Genomic DNA, 20,220 nt, shown 5'->3' with positions numbered 1-20,220 from the left:
TAAACGCTTCCACGATTAAACCTTTTTTACATCTAAAGAAATAAGAAATAAGAAATTCAGAACTCTGAATTCAGAACTCAGCATTAAACTAGTTTTCCTGCTGTAAAAACCATTCTATTTTATCAACTTCGGTCTTGCAGCCGCAATAAAACGGGGCGCGCTCGTGCAGTTCTTTGGGTTGACGTTCCATAATTCTTCCGTAGCCGTCAGAACATTTTCCACCGGCTTGTTCTGCCAAAAAGGCCATCGGGTTGCATTCGTAAAGCAAGCGCAGCTTTCCGTTAGGAGATTTGGTTCCTTCGGGATATAAAAACACACCGCCCTGAATCATGTTTCTGTGAAAATCAGCTACCATTGAACCACAATAGCGAGCAGAGAAAGGTCTGTTTTCTTCTTCATCAAGTTCCTGAACCCACTTAATGAATTTTTTAATTCCGCTAGGGAAGTGCACGTAATTCCCTTCGTTAATGGAGTAGGTGCGCCCTGATTGCGGGTACATCATATCAGGATGCGATAAAAAGAACGAGCCAATCCCGGGGTCGAAGGTAAATCCGTGTGTGCCGCTACCCGTAGTGTAGACCAGCATCGTTGAGGTTCCGTAGATCAAGTATCCGGCAGCTACCTGGCTGGTTCCCGGTTGCAGGAAATCTTCCTCAGTAACGGGAGTCCCCAGCGGACTCAAACGCCGGTAAACGCTAAAAATAGTTCCTACCGTGATGCCCACATCAATATTGGAAGAACCGTCAAGCGGATCTATAAGCACCACATAATTTGCATTTTTATGGCGATCTTCATTAAAGACCAGAAAATCTTCTAATTCTTCGGAAGCTAAACCGCAGATGTCGCCACGATCCCTTAGTGTACTGATGAACATATCATTGGCGAGAACATCCAGTTTAGCCTGCACTTCTCCCTGCACATTTTCTTTTCCGGCTTTCCCGCGTATTTCGGCCAGCCCCGCCTTATTAATCTCCTGATTTACCATTTTACCGGCAAGACGTATGGCGCTTAAAAGAGAGGTGAGTTCACCTTTTGCATAGGGAAAATCCTGTTGGTTTTTAATGATAAATTCGCCAAGAGTGGTGTGTCTTTCCATAAATGAGTGTCAGTTGTTTTGTTGAAGAATTAAGGCTTATTTTAAACTAGTGGTACAGATAATTTAAATCGAAATCGTTTTCGTTTTGATTAAAATACGAATAGTTTAAATTATTTCGAAGGTAAAAATACTTCAAACATCTCAAAACAGTGCTAAAAGACGATTTCTTTTTAGCAATAAATTTCAGTTTTGAAATTAAAAAATTAAGCTGTTGAATCTCATTGAATTACTATTACGTTTTCGGTTTTATTTCAGCTTAAAAAAGACCTAAAAAGCGGTGCATCTGCGTAAAAACCGGTAATTTCGAAATACGAACAGCAGCGATATGAAAAAACACATTGTAGTTATAGGTGGCGGATTTGCCGGTGTGAATCTGGTAAGAAAGATCGGGAATTCTGCAAATTACCGAATCACCCTGGTAGATAAGAATAATTACAATTTTTTCCCGCCTTTGCTGTATCAGGTATCTACAGGATTTTTAGATCCTTCGAGCATTACGTTCCCTTTTCGTAATCTATTCAGAGATCAGGAAAATTTTCGGTTTCATATGGGCAGCCTTCAGGAAATTAAACCGGAAGAGAAGCGACTGGTTTTAGATACCGGAGAACTGGAGTATGATTTTTTGGTTTTAGCCACCGGTACTCAAACTAATTTTTTTGGACTTGACAATTGCCAGAAGTACGCCATCCCAATGAAAACCCTTGAGGATGCCCTTGATATGCGCAATATTTTACTGCAACGTCTGGAGGAGGCTACACGAATTAACGATAAGTCTATGCGCCTGCCGTATCTGAATATGGTTATCGCAGGCGGAGGGCCAACTGGGGTTGAAATAAGCGGGGTTTTTGCTGAACTGCGAAACAACACCATTCGTAAAGAATTTCCGGAGCTTGCAGGAAGTGGTTCGCGTATTTATCTGGTTAATGGCGGCAATGAGTTGTTGTCCCCAATGAGTGCAAAAAGTCAGGAATATACGCTGAAAAAGCTTCAGGAAATGGGAGTTGAGGTTTTGCTTAATACCCGGGTTGTGGATTTCGACGGCGAAAAAGTCATGATGAAAGACGGTTCCCACATTTACAGTAAAAACCTGATTTGGGCGACCGGTGTGACCGGTTATCCTTTTAAAGGAATCCCGGAAGAATGCTATCAGCGGGGGAATCGTCTTGCTGTAAATGCCAGCAATGAGGTACTTAATCTTAAGGATATTTATGCAATTGGTGATGCAAGTATTATGACTTCAGACGCTAATTTCCCGGAAGGGCATCCCCAATTGGCTCAGGTTGCTATGCAACAGGGGACTGCTCTGGCAAAGAATTTTAAACGGGCTGCAGAAGGGAAGGCTTTACAGGCTTTTGTTTATACCGATAAAGGTTCAATGGCCATAATAGGCAGCAATAAGGCCGTTGCAGACCTGCCTGACACGATTCATTTTAATGGATTTTTGGCCTGGTTTATTTGGGTGTTTGTACATCTTTTTGCTTTAATCGACTATAGAAACCGGGTTCGCACGTTCTACAATTGGTCTATAGAATACTTCACAAAAAATCAGGATTTACGATTAATTATTAGGCCTAAAAATAAACGATAATTTAATAAGAAATAACCTACGTATTTGTAAAGCTCCTTTTGTGAGGTATTTACTATTTTTATTCCTCATAATCAATTTATTCTTAAAAAATAGGATTATTTACTTGTAAATATTCATTTAAAGTGATGTTTTTACATTTATTATTCATTATTTATCTACTTGTAAGAAATTGCAAAAACCATCAACTAAAACGGTTTAATTTGCGTTTAGTCGTCTAAAATTTGCATTTTAAAGATTACTGCGTTTATTTTTGTTTCTCGAAGTGAATGCCCATTCACAGCTATTCTCCAAAAACGTTCACTCGGTTCAAAGAGCTCCTAGGCTTTGGTTGAGTTAAGATTTTGATCAGAAATGTATTTCTGCATCAGGATTTTGAAGGCAATTCTATTGGGTTACAATAGGTTTTGGTTTTAAGGTCTGTTTAATTTCAAAATTCACTTTATGAATCTAAAACTACGCACAATCTTATTGGGGCTGGGGTATATTCTACTTCCGGTTTTTTGGTTAACCACTTACGCACAGGCAGATGTTTACGCCACTCAGGTAATTGATGAAGATCACGTGAGCAATTCGGCTTTAGCCATAGATGAAAACTTAGGTACGCGGGCTCAAATTGAGTCTAATTCCGGGTTAGCTCTGGGTATTGGAGCTTACACGGGCTTTCTTGAACTGGGCTATACAAGCACTATACCCGCAAATACAACCACCTACCTTAAAATTCAAACCGAAGATGATATCCTCAGGCTCCTGCTTTCCGGTGGTCTTGGAAATCTTCTGTCAGATGTTTTAGGCATCGCATTGGTTGGAAATCAGGAGATTTTGGTTGAGGCCAGAAATGGGAATATAACAATTTTACAGGCAGATTCTGTAGATTCTAATACATTTGACAATGCACGAGTTCGACTGGTAACAGATACTGTTGGTGAATATTATATTGCTATTACACCTGATCAGGCTTATAACCGTATTTACATAGCCAACCGTCTGGGCAGCTTAATCGGCTTAAACAATACCAGAACTCTTGACGTGTTTGGAGGCTATTATGCTACGGGAACTTTACAATGCAATGACCCGGCCTTCACTTCTTTTGATGGTGATGGCCTAAGTCTAGACATTTTGCAGATAGGGGATGCGGGAGTGCAAAACCCCGAGTGCGCTATTGATAATGATGCAACTACATTCTCTGAACTAAGTCTTGGGGTTATTGACGTCGCTGCGTCTATTGAACAAATTATCTATTTTGACAGAGTCTCTCAGCCTGATGAGGATTTTAAGATTAGTCTTAGAGTAGATCCCACATTAATTGCATTAGGCGTTTTAAATAATATTCAGTTTGAAGCTTATAATGGCACTGCATTAATTAGTTCTTCAAATCTGGCATCCCTATTAAACCTTGATTTGCTGGGAATATTGCAGAGCGGTGCGGTGACGCAGGTTCCTTTTGAAGTTGCGGGACCTGCAGATCGCATCGTGGTAAGATACAGTTCGTTACTGGGCGTTAATGCTTTTCAGCGTCTCGACCTTTTTGATGTGGCACTTACACCTGCGATTCCAATTATCGATGCAGCTTCTCAAAATCTGGAGGTGTGTGCAGGAGATACTGCCAGTTTGATTGCTACTTCAGCATCTGCCGGTGCTCAAATGCGCTGGTACGATAGCCCTGTAGGCGGAAACCTGCTTGCTAGTGTTGCAAGTGGAGACGCTTTTGTAACAGCGCCACTCAGTACAGACACTACTTTTTATGTTGCTTCATTTGTGGCGGGCTGCACCGAAGAATCGGGTAGATTAGCAGTGAATGTATCGGTCAATCCGTTACCCGAGTCGGGAGATATTACGGTTTTGGGCTTCGACTTACCCATTTGTATTCCCGAAATTTTAAACATTGTTCCCACCACAACCCTCAACGGCAGTTTTAACTACTATCTGGATTCTTCCGGCTCCGTAGCCATCACTAATGGTTTGGTACAGGGAAATCTTACCTATACCATCAATGCGGCCGGTGAGCTGGAAGTGGAAGGTCTAACTGAAGCAGACAATCCGTTTAGGGTTTATGTAAGTTTGGTTGATGCGGTAACAGGTTGTGAAAATGCCCCGGGAGATCTAAAATTGGTTGAAGTGACGCTTGACGGAGGTCCGCAGCCTACCATTGCTCTGGATCCGGTTACAACAGACAATATTCTAAATACTGCAGAAATTAATTCTACTGTTTCTATTAGGGGTAGTGTAGGAGGCGATGCGCAGATAGGAGATCCGGTACAGGTGACCGTAAATACCTTTGCTTTTAATACAACTGTCGCCTCAGGTTTGACCTTTACGGTAGACGTTCCCGGAGCTCAATTATTGGCAGATGATGACTTGACGATTGAAGCTGCGGTTACTTCTCAAAATTTACTGCTTTGTGAAACAACAGTACAAACTGCTGTAAACTATACCATTGATGATACGCCCCCCGCGGTTCCAACGGTTGACTTTTTGGTAACCAATGACAACACTCCGACACTTACGGGTGCTGCTGATTCTATAGATAACTTAAGCGTAAGTGTTGACGGTGTAGTCTATGCCGAAGGAGATGGAAATCTTATTGATAACGGAGATAATACCTGGACGCTAAACGTTCCAAATCCTCTTGCTGATGGAATCTATGATGTAATCGCCACGGCTGCTGATGTAGCCGGTAATACTTCGATAGATGTTACGCTTGACGAATTAACAATTGATACGTTAGCGCCAACGGTTCCTACTGTAAATACGCAGCAAACCAGCGATACTACGCCTGTAATTACTGGTACGGCTGATTCTATGGATAAGATTTCGGTTACCGTAAATGGAATAACCTATGATGAAGGGGACGGAAATCTGGTAGATAATGGAAACAATACCTGGACATTGACCATTCCTGCCGGAAATGTACTTACAGACGGAGTTTATGATGTTGCAGTTGAAGCCACCGATGCCGCCGGAAATATAAGTACCGATGCCACTGTTGATGAGCTGACGATCAACACCAGTTTGCCCACTACACCTCAGGTTACCCCTTTGATTACGACAAATACGAGCCCTACACTCAATGGTACGGCTGATTCTGTAGATAATCTTACGGTAAATGTAGCAGGTGTGACCTATGCTGAAGGGGATGGAAATCTCACGGATAATGGAGACGATACCTGGACTCTGGTTATTCCGGTTGTTTTAGCAGAAGGAACCTATGAAGTAACTGCAACTGCTACTCAGGGTGCACTTTCGGCAACAGATCCCACTACCGATGAACTTGTAATTGATCTTGCGCCGCCCACTGTTCCTACAGTAAATTTCCTGACTACAAACGACAGCACACCGATTGTTACCGGTACTGCTGATTCCATAGATAATCTAACGGTGAGCGTTGATGGAACGACCTATATTGAAGGGGACGGAAACCTGGTTGACAACGGTAATAACACCTGGACATTAACAATCCCGAGTCCCCTTGCCGATGGTGCTTACGATGTGATGGCTACTGCGACCGATGCCGCCGGTAACGCTTCGGTTGATACGACTGTTGATGAACTTACGATTGATACCACAGCACCTGTAATACCCACAGTAGATTTTCTGGTAACCAGCGATAATACTCCTGTGCTAACAGGTACTGCAGATTCAGGAGCCAATTTGACCATTATCGTTGGTGGTATTTCGTATGCTAAAGGAGATGGGAATCTCATCGATAACGGTGATAATACCTGGACGTTGAATATACCTATTCCGCTTGCAGATCGGGTTTATGACGTGATTGCCATATCTACCGATGCGGTGGGGAATACCAGTATGGATGAGACTTTTAATGAACTCACCATTGACACTACGGTACCTACCATTCCAACGGTAGATCCGTTGGTGACGAATGACAATACCCCGACCATTACCGGAACTGCTGATTCTGCTGACGATTTGGTAGTGGTTGTAGCCGGAGTAACATACACTGAAGGTGACGGAAATTTAGTTGACAACGGCGATTATACCTGGACGCTGACAATCCCGAGTCCGCTTGCAGATGGCGCATACGATGTAGTGGCTACAGTTACCGATGCTGCCGGCAATGCTTCGACCGATGCTACAATTGATGAACTTACGATTGACACCACGGCACCTACAATTCCAACGGTAGATCCTTTGTTGACGAATGACAATACCCCGACCATTACCGGAACTGCTGATTCTGCTGACGATTTGGTAGTGGTTGTAGCCGGAGTAACATACACTGAAGGTGACGGAAATTTAGTTGACAACGGCGATTATACCTGGACGCTGACAATCCCGAGTCCGCTTGCAGATGGCGCATACGATGTAGTGGCTACAGTTACCGATGCTGCCGGCAATGCTTCGACCGATGCTACAATTGATGAACTTACGATTGACACCACGGCACCTACAATTCCAACGGTAGATCCTTTGTTGACGAATGACAACACTCCAACGATTACCGGAACTGCTGATTCTGCTGATGATTTAATAGTGGTTGTAGCCGGAGTAACCTACACTGAAGGTGACGGAAACCTGGTTGATAACGGCGATAACACCTGGTCGCTGACTATTCCAACTCCGCTTCCAGATGGCACTTATGATGTAATGGCAACGGCTACCGATGCTGCCGGGAATGCTTCGACCGATGCTACTATTGATGAACTTACGATTGACACCACTCCACCTACCATTCCAACGGTGGATGTTTTGGTAACCAATGACAACACTCCGACCATTACCGGAACTGCTGATTCTGCTGATGATTTGGTAGTGGTTGTAGCCGGAGTGACCTATACCGAGGGTGATGGAAATCTGGTTGACAACGGCGATAACACCTGGTCGCTGACTATTCCAACTCCGCTTCCAGATGGTACTTATGATGTGATGGCTACAGCCACTGATGCTGCAGGGAATGCTTCGACCGATACTACAATTGATGAACTCACCATTGATACAACGTCACCCACAATTCCAACGGTAGATCCTTTGGTAACAAACGATAATACACCGACAATCACCGGAACCGCTGATTCAGCAGATGATTTGGTGGTGGTTGTAGCCGGAGTGACCTATACCGAGGGTGATGGAAATCTGGTTGACAACGGCGATAATACCTGGACGCTGACAATCCCGAGTCCGTTATCAGATGGTACTTATGATGTAATGGCAACGGCTACCGATGCTGCCGGGAATGCTTCGACCGATGCTACAGTTGATGAACTTACGATTGACACCACGCCACCTACAGTTCCGACGGTAGATCCTTTGGTAACGAATGACAATACTCCAACGATTACCGGAACTGCTGATTCTGCAGATGATTTGGTTGTGGTGGTTGATGGAGTAACCTATACCGAAGGTGATGGAAATCTGGTTGACAACGGCGATAATACCTGGACGCTGACAATCCCGAGTACTCTTGCTGATGGTACATATGATGTGATGGCTACAGCGACTGATGATTTTGGAAATTCCAGTTCTGATGTTACTACAAACGAACTCACGATTCAATCTGCAATTGCAACCGGAAACCCGCAACAGGCTTTCTGTATTAGCGAAGCGGCTGTGGTGGCAGATTTGGAACTCGATCAGGATACCGTAATCTGGTATGATGCAGCAACAGGAGGTAATGTGCTTGCAGACAATACCCTGCTGGAAGATGGAAAAATTTATTATGCCGCTTTGGTCGTATTGGGAGCTGAGTTTGATGCTCGCTTCGCAGTCACAGTTACACTAACTAATCCGGTTACTCCAACAATTAGTGCTTCGGTAAATACTCCCTGTCTGGGGGCAGAAGTTACCTATACAACGCAGTCAGGTATGACTAACTACAATTGGCAGGTATCTGCATCAGGTAATGTGATTTCGGGAGGTTCAGCCACAGATAATTTTGTGGTCGTGATTTGGGATATTCCGGGTATTGAAAGCGTTTCGGTAAGTTATGAGGCTAATACAGGTTGTATTCTTAATACTGCTGCTTCTGTAGAAGTTACTCCAGTGGCCTGTTCAGACTTAACAATTTCCAAAACCGTAGATAATGATATGCCTGCAATAGGAGAGGTCGTGGTTTATACCGTGACTGTTGAGAATAGTGGTTCTGTTAGTACCAGTCTTATAGAGGTTGAAGACAAGCTTCCGTCAGATCTGGAGTTGGTGAGTTTCCAAACTTCAATAGGAACCTATAACTCATCTACCGGAATTTGGCTAATACCAGAACTTGCAGCAAACGACAGTGCAGTCTTGATGGTTTCAGCACGCGTAAAAGATGGCGAAAATTATCTCAATCAAGCGATTATCATAAACTCCTATCCCATGGATTTGGACTTGGGGAACAACAGGGCTGAGGTTGATCTTAATCCCGATTGTCTGATGGTGTTCAACGAGTTTTCACCAAATGGAGACGGTATAAATGATCTGTTTAAAATACGCTGTCTTGAGCAGTATCCTGAAAATACCCTGATGGTTTTTAATCGTGTAGGGCAAAAAGTTTTCTCAAGTGTAAACTATAAGAATGATTGGGATGGTATTGCCAACGTAACCACCGGTTTCAATACATCAAAAGGTCTTCCTAGTGGAACCTATTATTATGTACTGGAAATAAACGGAGGACGTACACTCAAAGGCTGGTTATATCTGGCAAACTAAAACTTCAAAAGCGATAATCATGATTTTTAAAATTAAAACCAACATAGTGCTTGTTTTTGGCTTTATCAGCTTTGTTTTTGAGATTTCAGCACAGCAAAACCCAAATTACACACAGTACATGTACAATACTATGACTATAAACCCTGCGTACGTGGGTTCTACCGACTATCTCAATATTACTGCAGATTATAAGAATCAGCTTACGGGGATAGATGGAGCACCGGAAACGAATAATGTGGGCATTGAAAGTCCGGTAACCTATAATGTGGGTCTGGGGCTTAACATTACCCGAGATGTTCTGGGTCCCATAGAAGATGTGAATATAGATGGTAATTTTTCCTATTCCCTCCAGGTTGGGGTTGATACCTATCTGGCTTTCGGTCTTAAGGCAGGTTTTAGGATACTCAACGTTGATTTTACAAAAGGGATCTACGAGAACCCCAATGATCCCGCATTTATGAATAACATAGATAATGAGTTTTTAGGGATCTTAGGTGCCGGGACTTATTTATACACTGATAAATGGTATTTGGGTTTATCTACCCCTAATTTCTTTTCGCAGGAATATTTTGATGAGGAAGATACTCGTGTAGAGACCGAAGAGATGAGCATTTTTTTAATAGGTGGGTATATTTTTGATATAGGCACCAGAACCAAATTTAAACCTGCAGTGTTATTTGATTACGTGCAGGGAGCACCCTTACGTACTAATCTTTCTGCAAATTTTCTATTATACGAAAAACTCACACTTGGTCTGGCTTATAGTATGGATGCTTCGGTAGGAGCGCTGGCCGGTTTTCAAATTACCGATTCTATTTTTATAGGTTATGCCTATGAATACAATACCTCAGATTTTAATCAATATAACGACGGTAGCCACGAGTTGCTGATTAAATTTTCTTTGGCCCGTAAACGCGGTGCTACGTATTCACCCAGATTCTTTTAAATAAAACTCCATGAAAATTAAAATTTTTGTATTTCTAATCTTCAGTATAGTTCTTTCAGGCTTTGCTCAGAAAGATCTCAATGAGGCAGACGCTCTTTTTGGACGCTCTGCCTATGCAGATGCTGCTTTGGCTTATGAAAGTTATATTGCAAATGCTGCAACTGTATCGCCTGAAACCTGGCAGCGTTTGGGGTATACTTATTACAATTTAAAAGATTATGTCAATGCACTTAAGGCTTACAAAAATTGGCGGGATATTGACAGCCCTGATGATGATGTTTCAAAAGGGTATTATTATTACGACACGCTTCGCAGGCTTAAGGAATATGATAAGGCAAATCAGATGGCAATGATTTTTTTTAGCCGAGCAAATAACAGAAATAAATATTTGAATTATGATGAGGAGCAATCGAGATTTGTTGAGTTATTACAGGCAGATACGCTATATACTGTAAAAAATTTGCCCTTAAATTCCCAATACGCAGATTTTGCTGCTAGTTTTTATAAAGAGGATTTTGTTTTTACTTCATCCAGAAATAAGGAAGACAACAAAATATACGAGCGAAATAAAACGCCCTATTTGTCTATTTACAAAATTTCAAGGCCTGAAGTTGCTTCTGAAGTAAGCCTTTTTAGTGAAGATATTGAGACCCCCTTTCACGATGGGACTACATCCTTCACGGCTGATGGTCGTTACATGTATTACGCCTCAAGTTTTCAAAGTGGAAGTAAAAAAGTATTTAATGATGAAAAGCGCAATTTTTTCAAAATATACCGGGTAGATCTGACCCAAAAGAAATTGAAAAAAGAGCTTTTAGCCTTTAACGGAGATAATTATTCGACTGGCCAACCTTATATCACACCAGATGGGAAGAAGCTGTTTTTTGCTTCAGATATGCCCGGAGGCTACGGTAAGGCAGATATCTATGTTTGCGATGTTTATGAAGATGGTACGACCTCACAGCCTAGAAATCTGGGACCTGAAATTAATACAATTGTAGATGATTTTTTTCCATTCTTTAAAAATGATGTTTTGTATTTCAGCTCTGCCGGCCACGTGGGTTTTGGAGGTCTTGATATGTATAAGTCATTCTATAAAGATGGCATTTTTGGAACTCCCATAAATCTGGGCCCGGTGATCAATACCAACGCAGATGATTTTGCCTACGTAGAAGGAAAGAAGCCTAATACCGGTTATTTTTCATCAGATCGCGCAGGGGGTAAAGGCGATGATGATATTTATGAGTTTACCTATAATCTCGAGCGTTGTCAGCAGTTTATTTCAGGAACGGTTTACGATCTGGAAACGAAGCAGCCTCTAGCGGATGCAACAGTTACGCTATATGTAAACGAAAATGAGAAATATAGTGAGATACGAACAGATGAAAACGGGGAGTACCAGCTTGAAGTGCTTTGTGAAACAAAATATACTATCGAAGCGCACAAAGCAGGCTATAGCAAAGACGGTTTAGATTTAAGTACCGATGTCACACCGGGGCGAACAATGAAAATGCTTGATTTTAAAATCAAAGATCTCTCAGATATTTTTACAACAGATGGTGATGTCGAAAAAATAAAGGTCGATCCCATTTATTTTGAATATTACCGATATAATATAAATTCGGTAGCGGCCATTCAACTTCAAAAAGTGGTTGACGTTATGAATGCATATCCTGAGATGGTCATAAAAATTGAGTCACATACAGACCAGCGTGGTACGGATTATTTTAATAAAGTATTATCTACAAACCGTGCAGAGGCGACTCGAGATTGGCTAATTAGTCGCGGAATAGCAGCAAACCGCATTGAGAGTGCTATTGGTTATGGCGAAAGCAGACCCATAAATATCTGTGATGAACAGGGAGTTGATTGCACGGAGGTGGAGTATTCTGAAAATCGAAGGTCAGAATTTATTGTGTTGAGACGCTAGGGTTTAAAGAAGGAAGGGTTTAGGCAGCCTTTGCTGTTGATTTGGGGAGAGGCCCGAAGCTTTAAAGCTTCGGGCTTTTGATTTTAGGATTTGGCACAATAGAGCAAAGTTCAAAGTGTTAAAGTCTTCACTTTTCTGTTAAATTTTGACGAAAATGAGGAATTCCGTAAAAAATAATGACGGGTATTTTAGTTCTTTGGAAAGTCTGAATTAAGAAATGAATTACCAGTAAATTCAGTCATTTGATTTCAAAAAGATGGTAGATCACACTCCATTTAAAATATAATTCGTGAGCTGTAGGGGGCGTACCGATTATATGCTGGAGTGCTGATCTGCCTTTTTTTATTTAGTTTCCTAACAGCCACAGGTTGTAAGCTGCCAAAAGAATCAGGAATCCCAAAACACCCTGCAGAAATGTGGCAAAGGTGTGCGTACGATAGGCTTGTTTAACCGTCATGTCGCCCAGTTGACTTACAATCCAGAAATACGAATCGTTTGCGTGCGAAACGGTAACGGAGCCGGCCCCAATGGCCAAAATAACCCATACTTTTCCAATTTCTGAATCAAGACCCATCGCCGCCAGGAGTGGTAGCATTATAGATGAAACAGTTATCATAGCTACCGTAGATGAACCTTGTGCAGACTTTAAAATAGCGGCTAATAGAAAGGGAATTGCCAGACCAATGCCGGTATTAAATGCGCTGAGATCAATACCCTGAGTCAGATTAGCCTGTTGAATCACAGTACCTAAGGCGCCTCCCATTGCAGTGATTAATAGAATAGGAGCTGCCTGGCGTATGCCCGACTCTATAATTTCCTGAATCGCTATCTTTTGTCTTAAGCACAGATAAAAGGCTGTAAGTACTCCTATCAAAAGCGCTATTACCGGATCCCCGCAAAATTCGATTAATCCTGTAAGTAGAACAGTAGCATCGGTTTTAAAAAAGGGCGTACAGGCAGCTAAAGCCATTAGAACAATTGGCAAAGCCAAAGGAATTATGGCCGGCATAAATGCAGGATGACTGTGTTCTTCTTCTGCTTCTTCGACCTGCACTTCAGGAATATGCTCTTCAGAATTATGAGGTTTTTTTCTAAAAAGGTAAAAGGCATACCCGGCACCGATAAACATTAAAATCAGAGCGAAAGCTCCACCGCCCAAAAGAAGTAAGTATAAATTAGTAAGACCCAGATTTGAGGCTGCAGCAAGTGGACCGGGAGTAGGAGGCACCAGAACGTGCGCCGAAAATAAACCGGTAGACAGGGCAATGCTAAGGCCATTGCGCTTAAAGGGGTTGCCCAGAGCCAGTTTTTTAGTCAAAGGTGCCAAAATTACAAATGCAGCATCGCAAAATACGGGGATTGATACCAAATAACCCAACCCGCTCAGGACAAAGGGCAGAGGTAAAAAACGAAGCTTCTTTAGAATACTACGGGCAATGGTTTTTGTGGCATGACTCGCTTCTAAAGCCGAACCTATAAAAGACCCAAATAAGATGAGCAGGCCGATATTCTGAAACATTTTTCCGAAACCCAGATTGATTACTCCCGGTATTTCCTGGAGTGGAGTTCCCAATAAAAAGGCGAGTCCAAGAGCGCTGATGAGCAAAACGAAAAACGGATGCCAGCGTAAATAACTGGTTCCAAAAATGATCCAGATGATGACCAGTGCGATTAGAATAAGATCTATGCCCATATCAAATGAATTGTTTAATGGTATCAGTCACTTTTTGCGCAAGCAATTTGAAGGCATTTTGCTTGGCAAAATCCAGTGACATTTCCGGGGTTTTCAGAGCAAAGGTGGCTGTAAAACCTGAGTTGCTGAGAATATCAGGATTTGCTGTGATCCCACCGGAATAGAGCAGTACCGGTTTATTGTATTTTTTAGCAAGGTTGGCGATTTTAAAGGGAACTTTTCCAAATCTGCTCTGGTCATCGGTACGGCCTTCTCCGGTTATAATGAGATCTGCAACCCTGATGCGTTCTTCCAGATTGGTAAGTTCAGCCAGGATATCAAAGCCGTTTTTGAGGCGGGCATTGGTAAAAGCCAGCATACCGGCCGCAGTGCCTCCGGCAGCACCTGCACCTTCCTGGTTTGCAATATCTTTTTGTGTTTTGACTTCCAGCAATTTTGAAAAGGAACGTGTGGCTTTTTCCAACTGCTCAATCATTGCAGCATGAGCGCCCTTTTGAGCAGCATAGGTATGGGCAGCACCATTGGGCCCGATAAGCGGGTTGGTCACATCGCAGGCAATGGTGAAATGGGTTTTTTGTAATTCGGGTATGAGTTGGCTGAAATCAAGGGATTTGCAATTTTGAAGTGATGCACCACCTGCTTTAAGTTCATGGTCCCCGGCATCTAAAAGCCTTCCACCCAAGGCAGTAAAAATTCCGGTGGCGATATCGTGCGTGGCACTACCGCCTATGCCCAGAATAATATTATGCAGACCGGCTTCAATTGCTTTTTTAATCTGGATTCCGGTTCCGAAAGTTGAAGTGTTAAGTGGGTTTTGCTCGTGGTTTTTAAGAAGTGCCAGACCCGAAGCCTGTGAAAGTTCGATCCAGGCTGTTTTGTTATCTGTAAATGCAAAATAAGGTGCTTCAATAATTCTTCCCAAAGGGTCGTAAGTGGTGGTGTTTACCAATGCCCCCAGATTTAGCGCCTCAAGTACTTCAAAAGCACCTTCGCCACCGTCAGAAAAGGGCAGGAGTTTGCAAATTGCATCAGGTATCGAATTTTTGATTCCTTCAGCAATAGCTTCAGCAACTTGAGTGGCCTGTAAACTTTCTTTAAACGAGTCTGGTGCGATTAGGATTTTCAATGGAAACGATTTAAGATTAAGTAAGTTAATCTTAATTTGTTAATTCTGAAATCCTGTCGGCCTCTTGAACCGGGTAAGGCTTTAGATTTAGCCCATGAGCTTTTTCAATTCAGCTATGGTTTCGGTTGGGTTTTTGGCTTTAAAAACAAAGCTTCCGGCTACCAGTACATCAGCACCACAATCTATGAGTTTGTTTGCATTTTGATCGGTCACGCCGCCGTCAATCTCAATTAGGGTAGGGGCATTATGCGTGATGATGATTTCTTTAAGGGCCCGTATTTTTTTGTAAGTATTCTCTATAAAGCTTTGACCTCCAAAACCGGGATTGACGCTCATTATAATGACAATGTCAATATCATTTATAATGTCTTTGAGTAAGTCTACCGGTGTGTGTGGGTTAAGGGCAACACCGGCCTTCATACCTGCAGCTTTTATCGCCTGAAGGGTTCTGTGTAAATGCGTGCACGCCTCGTAATGTACGGTAAGGTGAGTAGCTCCCAGATCTGCAAAAGCCTGTATATAACGATCAGGATCTACAATCATCAGGTGAACATCGATGACCTTGGTGGCGTGACGGGTAATGGCCTGTAGAACCGGCATCCCAAATGAGATATTCGGTACAAAAACACCATCCATAATATCTATATGAAACCAGTCTGCATCGCTGGCATTAACCATTTTAATATCACGTTCAAGGTTTGCAAAATCTGCGGCTAGAAGGGAGGGAGCAAGGTATGTAGGTTTCATGTAATATTTTTTTGCTAGAGAAGAGATTAATACATTTTGGTCAAAATATTCTCTAAAATAGAAAGGGTCGAATTGATTTTTGGATTATCTAAAAGTTTTAGATTTAAAAGATAATTATTTAGTTTGTCTCTGACGAGTTTGTTTTTTGGAACAAGAAAGCCGGATTCATAATCGCTAAAAATTCGGTTTTCAGATTCATCCTCCAATATTTTGGTAACATTCTTATGTCTGGGATCTCTCTTTATTTTATTAAACAATGTGAGAACTTCATTTTTATTTCCTTCCAGAAGCTGTAGAAAATTCCCATCCCGGTAAACTAAAAATCCTGAAATATCGAGCTCTTTATTCCAATCTGCTACATGGTCTAAAATATCCTGAATAGCATCCTGCTTAGTAAGGTTAGAAGAATCGCTTAGGTAAATTAAATAATAAAACATAAGATAAAAGTATGAAATAAAAAATCCCCGGTAATCAGCCGGGGATTCATTCATCAATCAAAAAACGAACAGTTATGATGAACTGTTGTTGCTTTAAATATTTTCTTGGAAATGCTGGCAATTTAGTAAAAAACCTGCTTATCTCCTTACTTTTAACGAATTCTTGTAAAAAACGCCTATCCCAGGTAGGTTTTTAGGATTTTACTTCTTGAGGTATGCTTCAAACGACGTATAGCTTTTTCTTTAATCTGACGCACACGCTCGCGGGTAAGCTCAAAAGTCTCTCCTATTTCTTCAAGAGTCATAGGTTGTTGATTGCCTAAACCAAAATAAAGGCGCACTACATCAGCTTCACGAGGAGTTAAGGTTTCCAGGGCACGTTCAATTTCGGTACGCAGTGACTCTGTTATGAGTTCGCGATCAGGATTTGGAGATTCGCCCGAACGTAAAACGTCATACAGGTTAGAATCTTCCCCATCGATAAGCGGCGCATCCATACTCACGTGTCTGCCGGCATTTTTCAAAGACTCCTTAACATCGTTGATGGTCATGTCCAATTCTTTTGCAATCTCTTCCGGACTTGGAGGTCTTTGATTGGCCTGCTCTAAAAACGCATAGGTTTTATTGATTTTGTTGATCGAACCAATTTTATTGAGCGGAAGCCTAACAATACGGGATTGCTCTGCTAAAGCCTGAAGTATAGATTGTCTAATCCACCAAACTGCATAGGAAATAAATTTGAAACCTCGGGTCTCATCAAAACGTCTGGCAGCTTTAATCAAGCCTAGGTTTCCTTCGTTGATAAGATCGGGAAGTGTTAAACCCTGATTTTGGTATTGTTTAGCAACCGAAACCACAAATCGCAAGTTAGCTTTGGTCAGTTTTTCTAATGCACGTTGATCACCGGCCTTGATGCGCTGAGCGAGTTCTACCTCGTCTTCGGCTGTAATAAGATCTACTTTCCCTATTTCCTGAAGGTACTTGTCTAAAGAAGCGGTTTCCCTGTTGGTAACCTGTTTAGTAATCTTGAGTTGTCTCATTGACGTTTACGTATTAATTGAGCATTATACCTATTATACGTAACAAGTAGAGAAAAGGTTACAACGGAATGTGATTTTTTTTAGAAAAATTTAACAGAACCTGATGTGATTTGTATTGATATTTTGTTATGATTCTGAAAATCAGCGGCTTGTTGATTTATTTCTTTTTGGTTTTAAGCTCTATAAGTTTCATGTTTACCTCGGTGAGCGCCTTGGTGTATAAATCTTCAAAAGTCCTTAAATGCATTTTAGCTTCTTCTAAGGTAGCCTCACTCTTTATAAGACTTTCTATTTGCTGCAAATGATACCCGTGTCTGGTCATTCCCAGATTCATAAAGCTCGACTTCATTTTATGAGCGACCGTACTGGCTTGCAGGTAGTATTCCTGTTCTGCACATTTGCGCAAGCTCTTTAAGTCATCGGGGGTTTCTTTAATAAAAACCTCTAAAAGTGCAATCACAAATTCCCTGTCGTTATCAAAAATCTCCAGCAAATTTGCGATGTCTACAGACTTCGATTTTTCTGATAATTCCGAATCTGGAGAAGGAGCGACCGTGACAGACTCCAGGTCAATATCCTTATTTTCATCAACCAGCCAGAATAGAACCTCTTTTAAGGCCTCTTCCTTGAGGGGTTTTGTAAGATAAAAATCAATACCGGCGTTAATGGCTTTCTTGCGCGACTCGGGAAATACGTCTGCCGAGCAGGCTACTATAGGTACTTTTTTAATCGCGTCCTTATTGGATTGTCTGATGTGTGAAATGGCCTCCAAACCGTTCATCACCGGCATGTGCATATCCATAAGAATAAGATCATAGTCTTTTTTTCCGCTTTGATGTATGCTTACGGCTTCCTGACCATTCTCTGCGATGTCAACTTCAACACCCAGACCCTGTAAAAGTTGAGTGATGTAAAACTGATTCATCCTGTTATCTTCTGCAACCAAGACTTTGAGACCCTCAACAGATTTATTTTTCGCACTATTTTGTTGAGGACTGTTTTTAAGTGTTTTTAATTTACTTGTCTTAAAGCTAACGCTGAAATAAAATTCTGAACCCTTACCCAGTTTACTCTTCGCGTGGAGTTCACCTTTTTTAAGATTGATTAGTTCTTTGGTAATTGCCAGGCCAAGTCCCGTACCATTTATTTTGGCATTTTCCAGACTTTCCACCTGATAAAAACTGTCGAAAATCGTTTGCATTTTTTCTTCCGGGATGCCTATCCCGGTATCTGTAACCTTAAAATTAAGCCGAAGTTCCTCGTCGTTTTTACTTTCAAGTTTAACTTCCAAAGTAATCGAGCCCTTGTTTGTAAATTTTATAGCGTTACCAATGAGGTTGGTAAGAATCTGGTTAAGCCTAAATTGATCGCCCACAACCACATCGGGCACTTCCTCATCAATATGAGCCGATAGTGTTAGCCCCTTTTCGCGAGCTTTGATTTCAAAACCATTTGCCAGATTGTAAACTACCTCGCGCAGGTTAAAGTCTATAGATTGAAGGGATAACTTACCGGCCTCAATCTTCGAAAAGTCGAGAATATCATTAACAATAGAAAGCAGGTTTTTGGCCGAAAACGCAATACCGTCAATATTTTTCTTCAGTACCCCGGGATCTTCAGTGCCGTTTTTTGAAATTATTTCAGAAAGTCCCAGAATCACGTTAAGCGGCGTGCGTATCTCGTGGCTCATATTGGAGAGAAAGGTAGATTTGGCTTCTGCCGCTTTCTCTGCACTTATACGGGCTTTGAGTGTGTCCTGGCGTTTTGAAATGTTGCGCAGTAACAGTGTAAAGGTTTCTAAAGGACTGGTGTAGTTATTACTGGCAGAAACCTCGTAAGTCTCTTTCTTACCATTTTTACTAATCAAATCAATCTCTATACGACGGCCTATTACACTTTTTTTGGTGTTCTCGTAGAGCTGTTTTATGTCGTCCTTTATCGTTTGAGCAACATATTCCGGGAAAAGTTCAAACAGATCTCGCTTAAGAATTTCCGGTTTTGAAAGCTCAAATATTTTGGCACCGCGTGTATTACAATTCAAAATAGTACCATACTCATCAAAAAGAAGGTATCCATCCAGGAGATTTTCAAGCACTTCGTCCTGACTTATCAAGGGTTGTTTGGTTTGCTCCTGAGGTATCACATCTGATCGCTCCTCACTCATCGTGGGGAAAATAATCTGAGAAGTATTGGTCTGTTTTAATAAAGACGAAAAAAGTTCAGGCATGATGTCTGTAAGGCAGCTTACGGCATCAACACGCTCAAAATAATTGTTGAATTCATTTTGTGTTTCGGCAAAAACCGAATCTACAAAGTCCTGTCCAAAAGTAGCACCAAACTCCTGATGTATGGCCGCTGCGTCTTCTTTGGTACGCCTAAAGCAATTAATTTGCTCTACAAGACTCATAGCCGATTGATCCTGATGCAATTTGATGCTTAGTTGTTCAATACGGCGCTTTGTAGCATCGCGATCGGGGTCTTCATCCCTGAATTTTTTTAGAATGGTAAGAATGTAGAGCTGGGCTATACTTATTTCCTGTGCTTTCCCTTTTCTAAAAAGAGGAACGAAGGCATCAGATTCTCCAATCTCCGGAAATTTAAATCGGATTTCTGCGCGAAGTTTTTCTTCTGTGCTGATGTATCTGGAATCGTAAATAAGCAGATAGCGCTCTAGTTCCAGATAAAACTGAAGCTTGCATAAATTCTTCAGGTAACTTTCTTCCGGAAGCTGAAAATTCTCAATCTTAGATCTTATAATTATCAGTCTGGCGCTTTCAGAACCTAATGACATAAGATAGCCCAGAAAATCGGTTTGCAAGCTTTCCTCAGAAAACTCCTGGTTTATACTTTTAACCCTATGGCTAAATAGTCTATCTATAAATGTACTCATTGAAGTCTGGGGAAAATCTATATCGGTAAAAATAATCAATTTTAACGATGATACAAGTTTTGAACTGTAAGAAAAAACTGTA

11 protein-coding genes are annotated in these 20,220 nt (G+C 41.6%); 4 read left to right on the top strand and 7 right to left on the bottom strand.

The annotated features are described in order from the left end of the window. Positions 1 to 88 precede the first annotated feature (88 nt). Positions 89 to 1,096, bottom strand: coding sequence for a class 1 fructose-bisphosphatase (gene fbp / locus ACSSS3_RS02870; RefSeq protein ID WP_442846376.1), 1,008 nt, complete (start codon positions 1,094 to 1,096; stop codon positions 89 to 91). A 325-nt stretch (positions 1,097 to 1,421) separates the two neighbouring features. On the opposite strand from fbp, the gene ACSSS3_RS02865 reads away from it, so the two are divergent. The 4 genes from ACSSS3_RS02865 (at position 1,422) to ACSSS3_RS02850 (ending at position 12,205) form a co-directional block, all read left to right on the top strand. Next, entirely contained in the window at positions 1,422 to 2,684 is a 1,263-nt protein-coding gene (locus ACSSS3_RS02865; protein WP_442846375.1) for an NAD(P)/FAD-dependent oxidoreductase, read from the top strand. Between the two features lie 441 nt (positions 2,685 to 3,125). Then, complete coding sequence (locus ACSSS3_RS02860) at positions 3,126 to 9,329, top strand: Ig-like domain-containing protein (protein WP_442846374.1); 6,204 nt, start codon at positions 3,126 to 3,128, stop codon at positions 9,327 to 9,329. Positions 9,330 to 9,348: 19 nt separating this feature from the next. Beyond that, complete coding sequence (locus tag ACSSS3_RS02855) at positions 9,349 to 10,275, top strand: PorP/SprF family type IX secretion system membrane protein (RefSeq protein ID WP_442846373.1); 927 nt, start codon at positions 9,349 to 9,351, stop codon at positions 10,273 to 10,275. Positions 10,276 to 10,285: 10 nt separating this feature from the next. After that, on the top strand, positions 10,286 to 12,205 hold the full coding sequence (locus ACSSS3_RS02850; protein ID WP_228229846.1) for an OmpA family protein: 1,920 nt from the start codon (positions 10,286 to 10,288) through the stop codon (positions 12,203 to 12,205). A 346-nt stretch (positions 12,206 to 12,551) separates the two neighbouring features. On the opposite strand, the gene ACSSS3_RS02845 is transcribed toward ACSSS3_RS02850, so the two are convergent. From ACSSS3_RS02845 to ACSSS3_RS02820, 6 genes are all read right to left on the bottom strand, one after another. After that, complete coding sequence (locus tag ACSSS3_RS02845) at positions 12,552 to 13,898, bottom strand: GntP family permease (RefSeq protein ID WP_442846372.1); 1,347 nt, start codon at positions 13,896 to 13,898, stop codon at positions 12,552 to 12,554. A 1-nt stretch (position 13,899) separates the two neighbouring features. Further along, positions 13,900 to 15,024 (bottom strand): glycerate kinase, encoded by a 1,125-nt coding sequence (locus ACSSS3_RS02840; RefSeq protein ID WP_442846371.1) that lies wholly within the window; start codon positions 15,022 to 15,024, stop codon positions 13,900 to 13,902. 87 nt (positions 15,025 to 15,111) lie between these two features. After that, entirely contained in the window at positions 15,112 to 15,771 is a 660-nt protein-coding gene (gene rpe, locus ACSSS3_RS02835) for a ribulose-phosphate 3-epimerase (RefSeq protein ID WP_442846370.1), read from the bottom strand. Positions 15,772 to 15,797: 26 nt separating this feature from the next. Next, a complete protein-coding gene (locus tag ACSSS3_RS02830) occupies positions 15,798 to 16,208 on the bottom strand; it encodes a BLUF domain-containing protein (protein WP_442846369.1) in 411 nt (136 codons plus the stop codon). A 176-nt stretch (positions 16,209 to 16,384) separates the two neighbouring features. Beyond that, the gene (locus tag ACSSS3_RS02825; RefSeq protein WP_099646131.1) at positions 16,385 to 17,248 is read right to left on the bottom strand and encodes a sigma-70 family RNA polymerase sigma factor; all 864 of its coding nucleotides are present in this window, start codon (positions 17,246 to 17,248) and stop codon (positions 16,385 to 16,387) included. 157 nt (positions 17,249 to 17,405) lie between these two features. Beyond that, positions 17,406 to 20,138 (bottom strand): ATP-binding protein, encoded by a 2,733-nt coding sequence (locus ACSSS3_RS02820; protein WP_442846368.1) that lies wholly within the window; start codon positions 20,136 to 20,138, stop codon positions 17,406 to 17,408. Positions 20,139 to 20,220: the final 82 nt, after the last annotated feature.

The organism is Leeuwenhoekiella sp. H156 (assembly GCF_052218455.1).
Classification (GTDB): Bacteria; Bacteroidota; Bacteroidia; order Flavobacteriales; family Flavobacteriaceae; genus Leeuwenhoekiella; species Leeuwenhoekiella parthenopeia.
This window is presented reverse-complemented; position numbering and strand designations above follow the sequence as displayed.

Bases quoted from the DNA above. Each gene is read 5' to 3' on its own strand.
- ACSSS3_RS02830 (WP_442846369.1), bottom strand. From the start codon at position 16,208: ATGTTTTATTATTTAATTTACCTAAGCGATTCTTCTAACCTTACTAAG.
- ACSSS3_RS02850 (WP_228229846.1), top strand. From the start codon at position 10,286: ATGAAAATTAAAATTTTTGTATTTCTAATCTTCAGTATAGTTCTTTCA.
- ACSSS3_RS02865 (WP_442846375.1), top strand. From the start codon at position 1,422: ATGAAAAAACACATTGTAGTTATAGGTGGCGGATTTGCCGGTGTGAAT.
- ACSSS3_RS02845 (WP_442846372.1), bottom strand. From the start codon at position 13,898: ATGGGCATAGATCTTATTCTAATCGCACTGGTCATCATCTGGATCATT.
- ACSSS3_RS02860 (WP_442846374.1), top strand. From the start codon at position 3,126: ATGAATCTAAAACTACGCACAATCTTATTGGGGCTGGGGTATATTCTA.
- rpe (WP_442846370.1), bottom strand. From the start codon at position 15,771: ATGAAACCTACATACCTTGCTCCCTCCCTTCTAGCCGCAGATTTTGCA.
- fbp (WP_442846376.1), bottom strand. From the start codon at position 1,096: ATGGAAAGACACACCACTCTTGGCGAATTTATCATTAAAAACCAACAG.
- ACSSS3_RS02820 (WP_442846368.1), bottom strand. From the start codon at position 20,138: ATGAGTACATTTATAGATAGACTATTTAGCCATAGGGTTAAAAGTATA.
- ACSSS3_RS02825 (WP_099646131.1), bottom strand. From the start codon at position 17,248: ATGAGACAACTCAAGATTACTAAACAGGTTACCAACAGGGAAACCGCT.
- ACSSS3_RS02855 (WP_442846373.1), top strand. From the start codon at position 9,349: ATGATTTTTAAAATTAAAACCAACATAGTGCTTGTTTTTGGCTTTATC.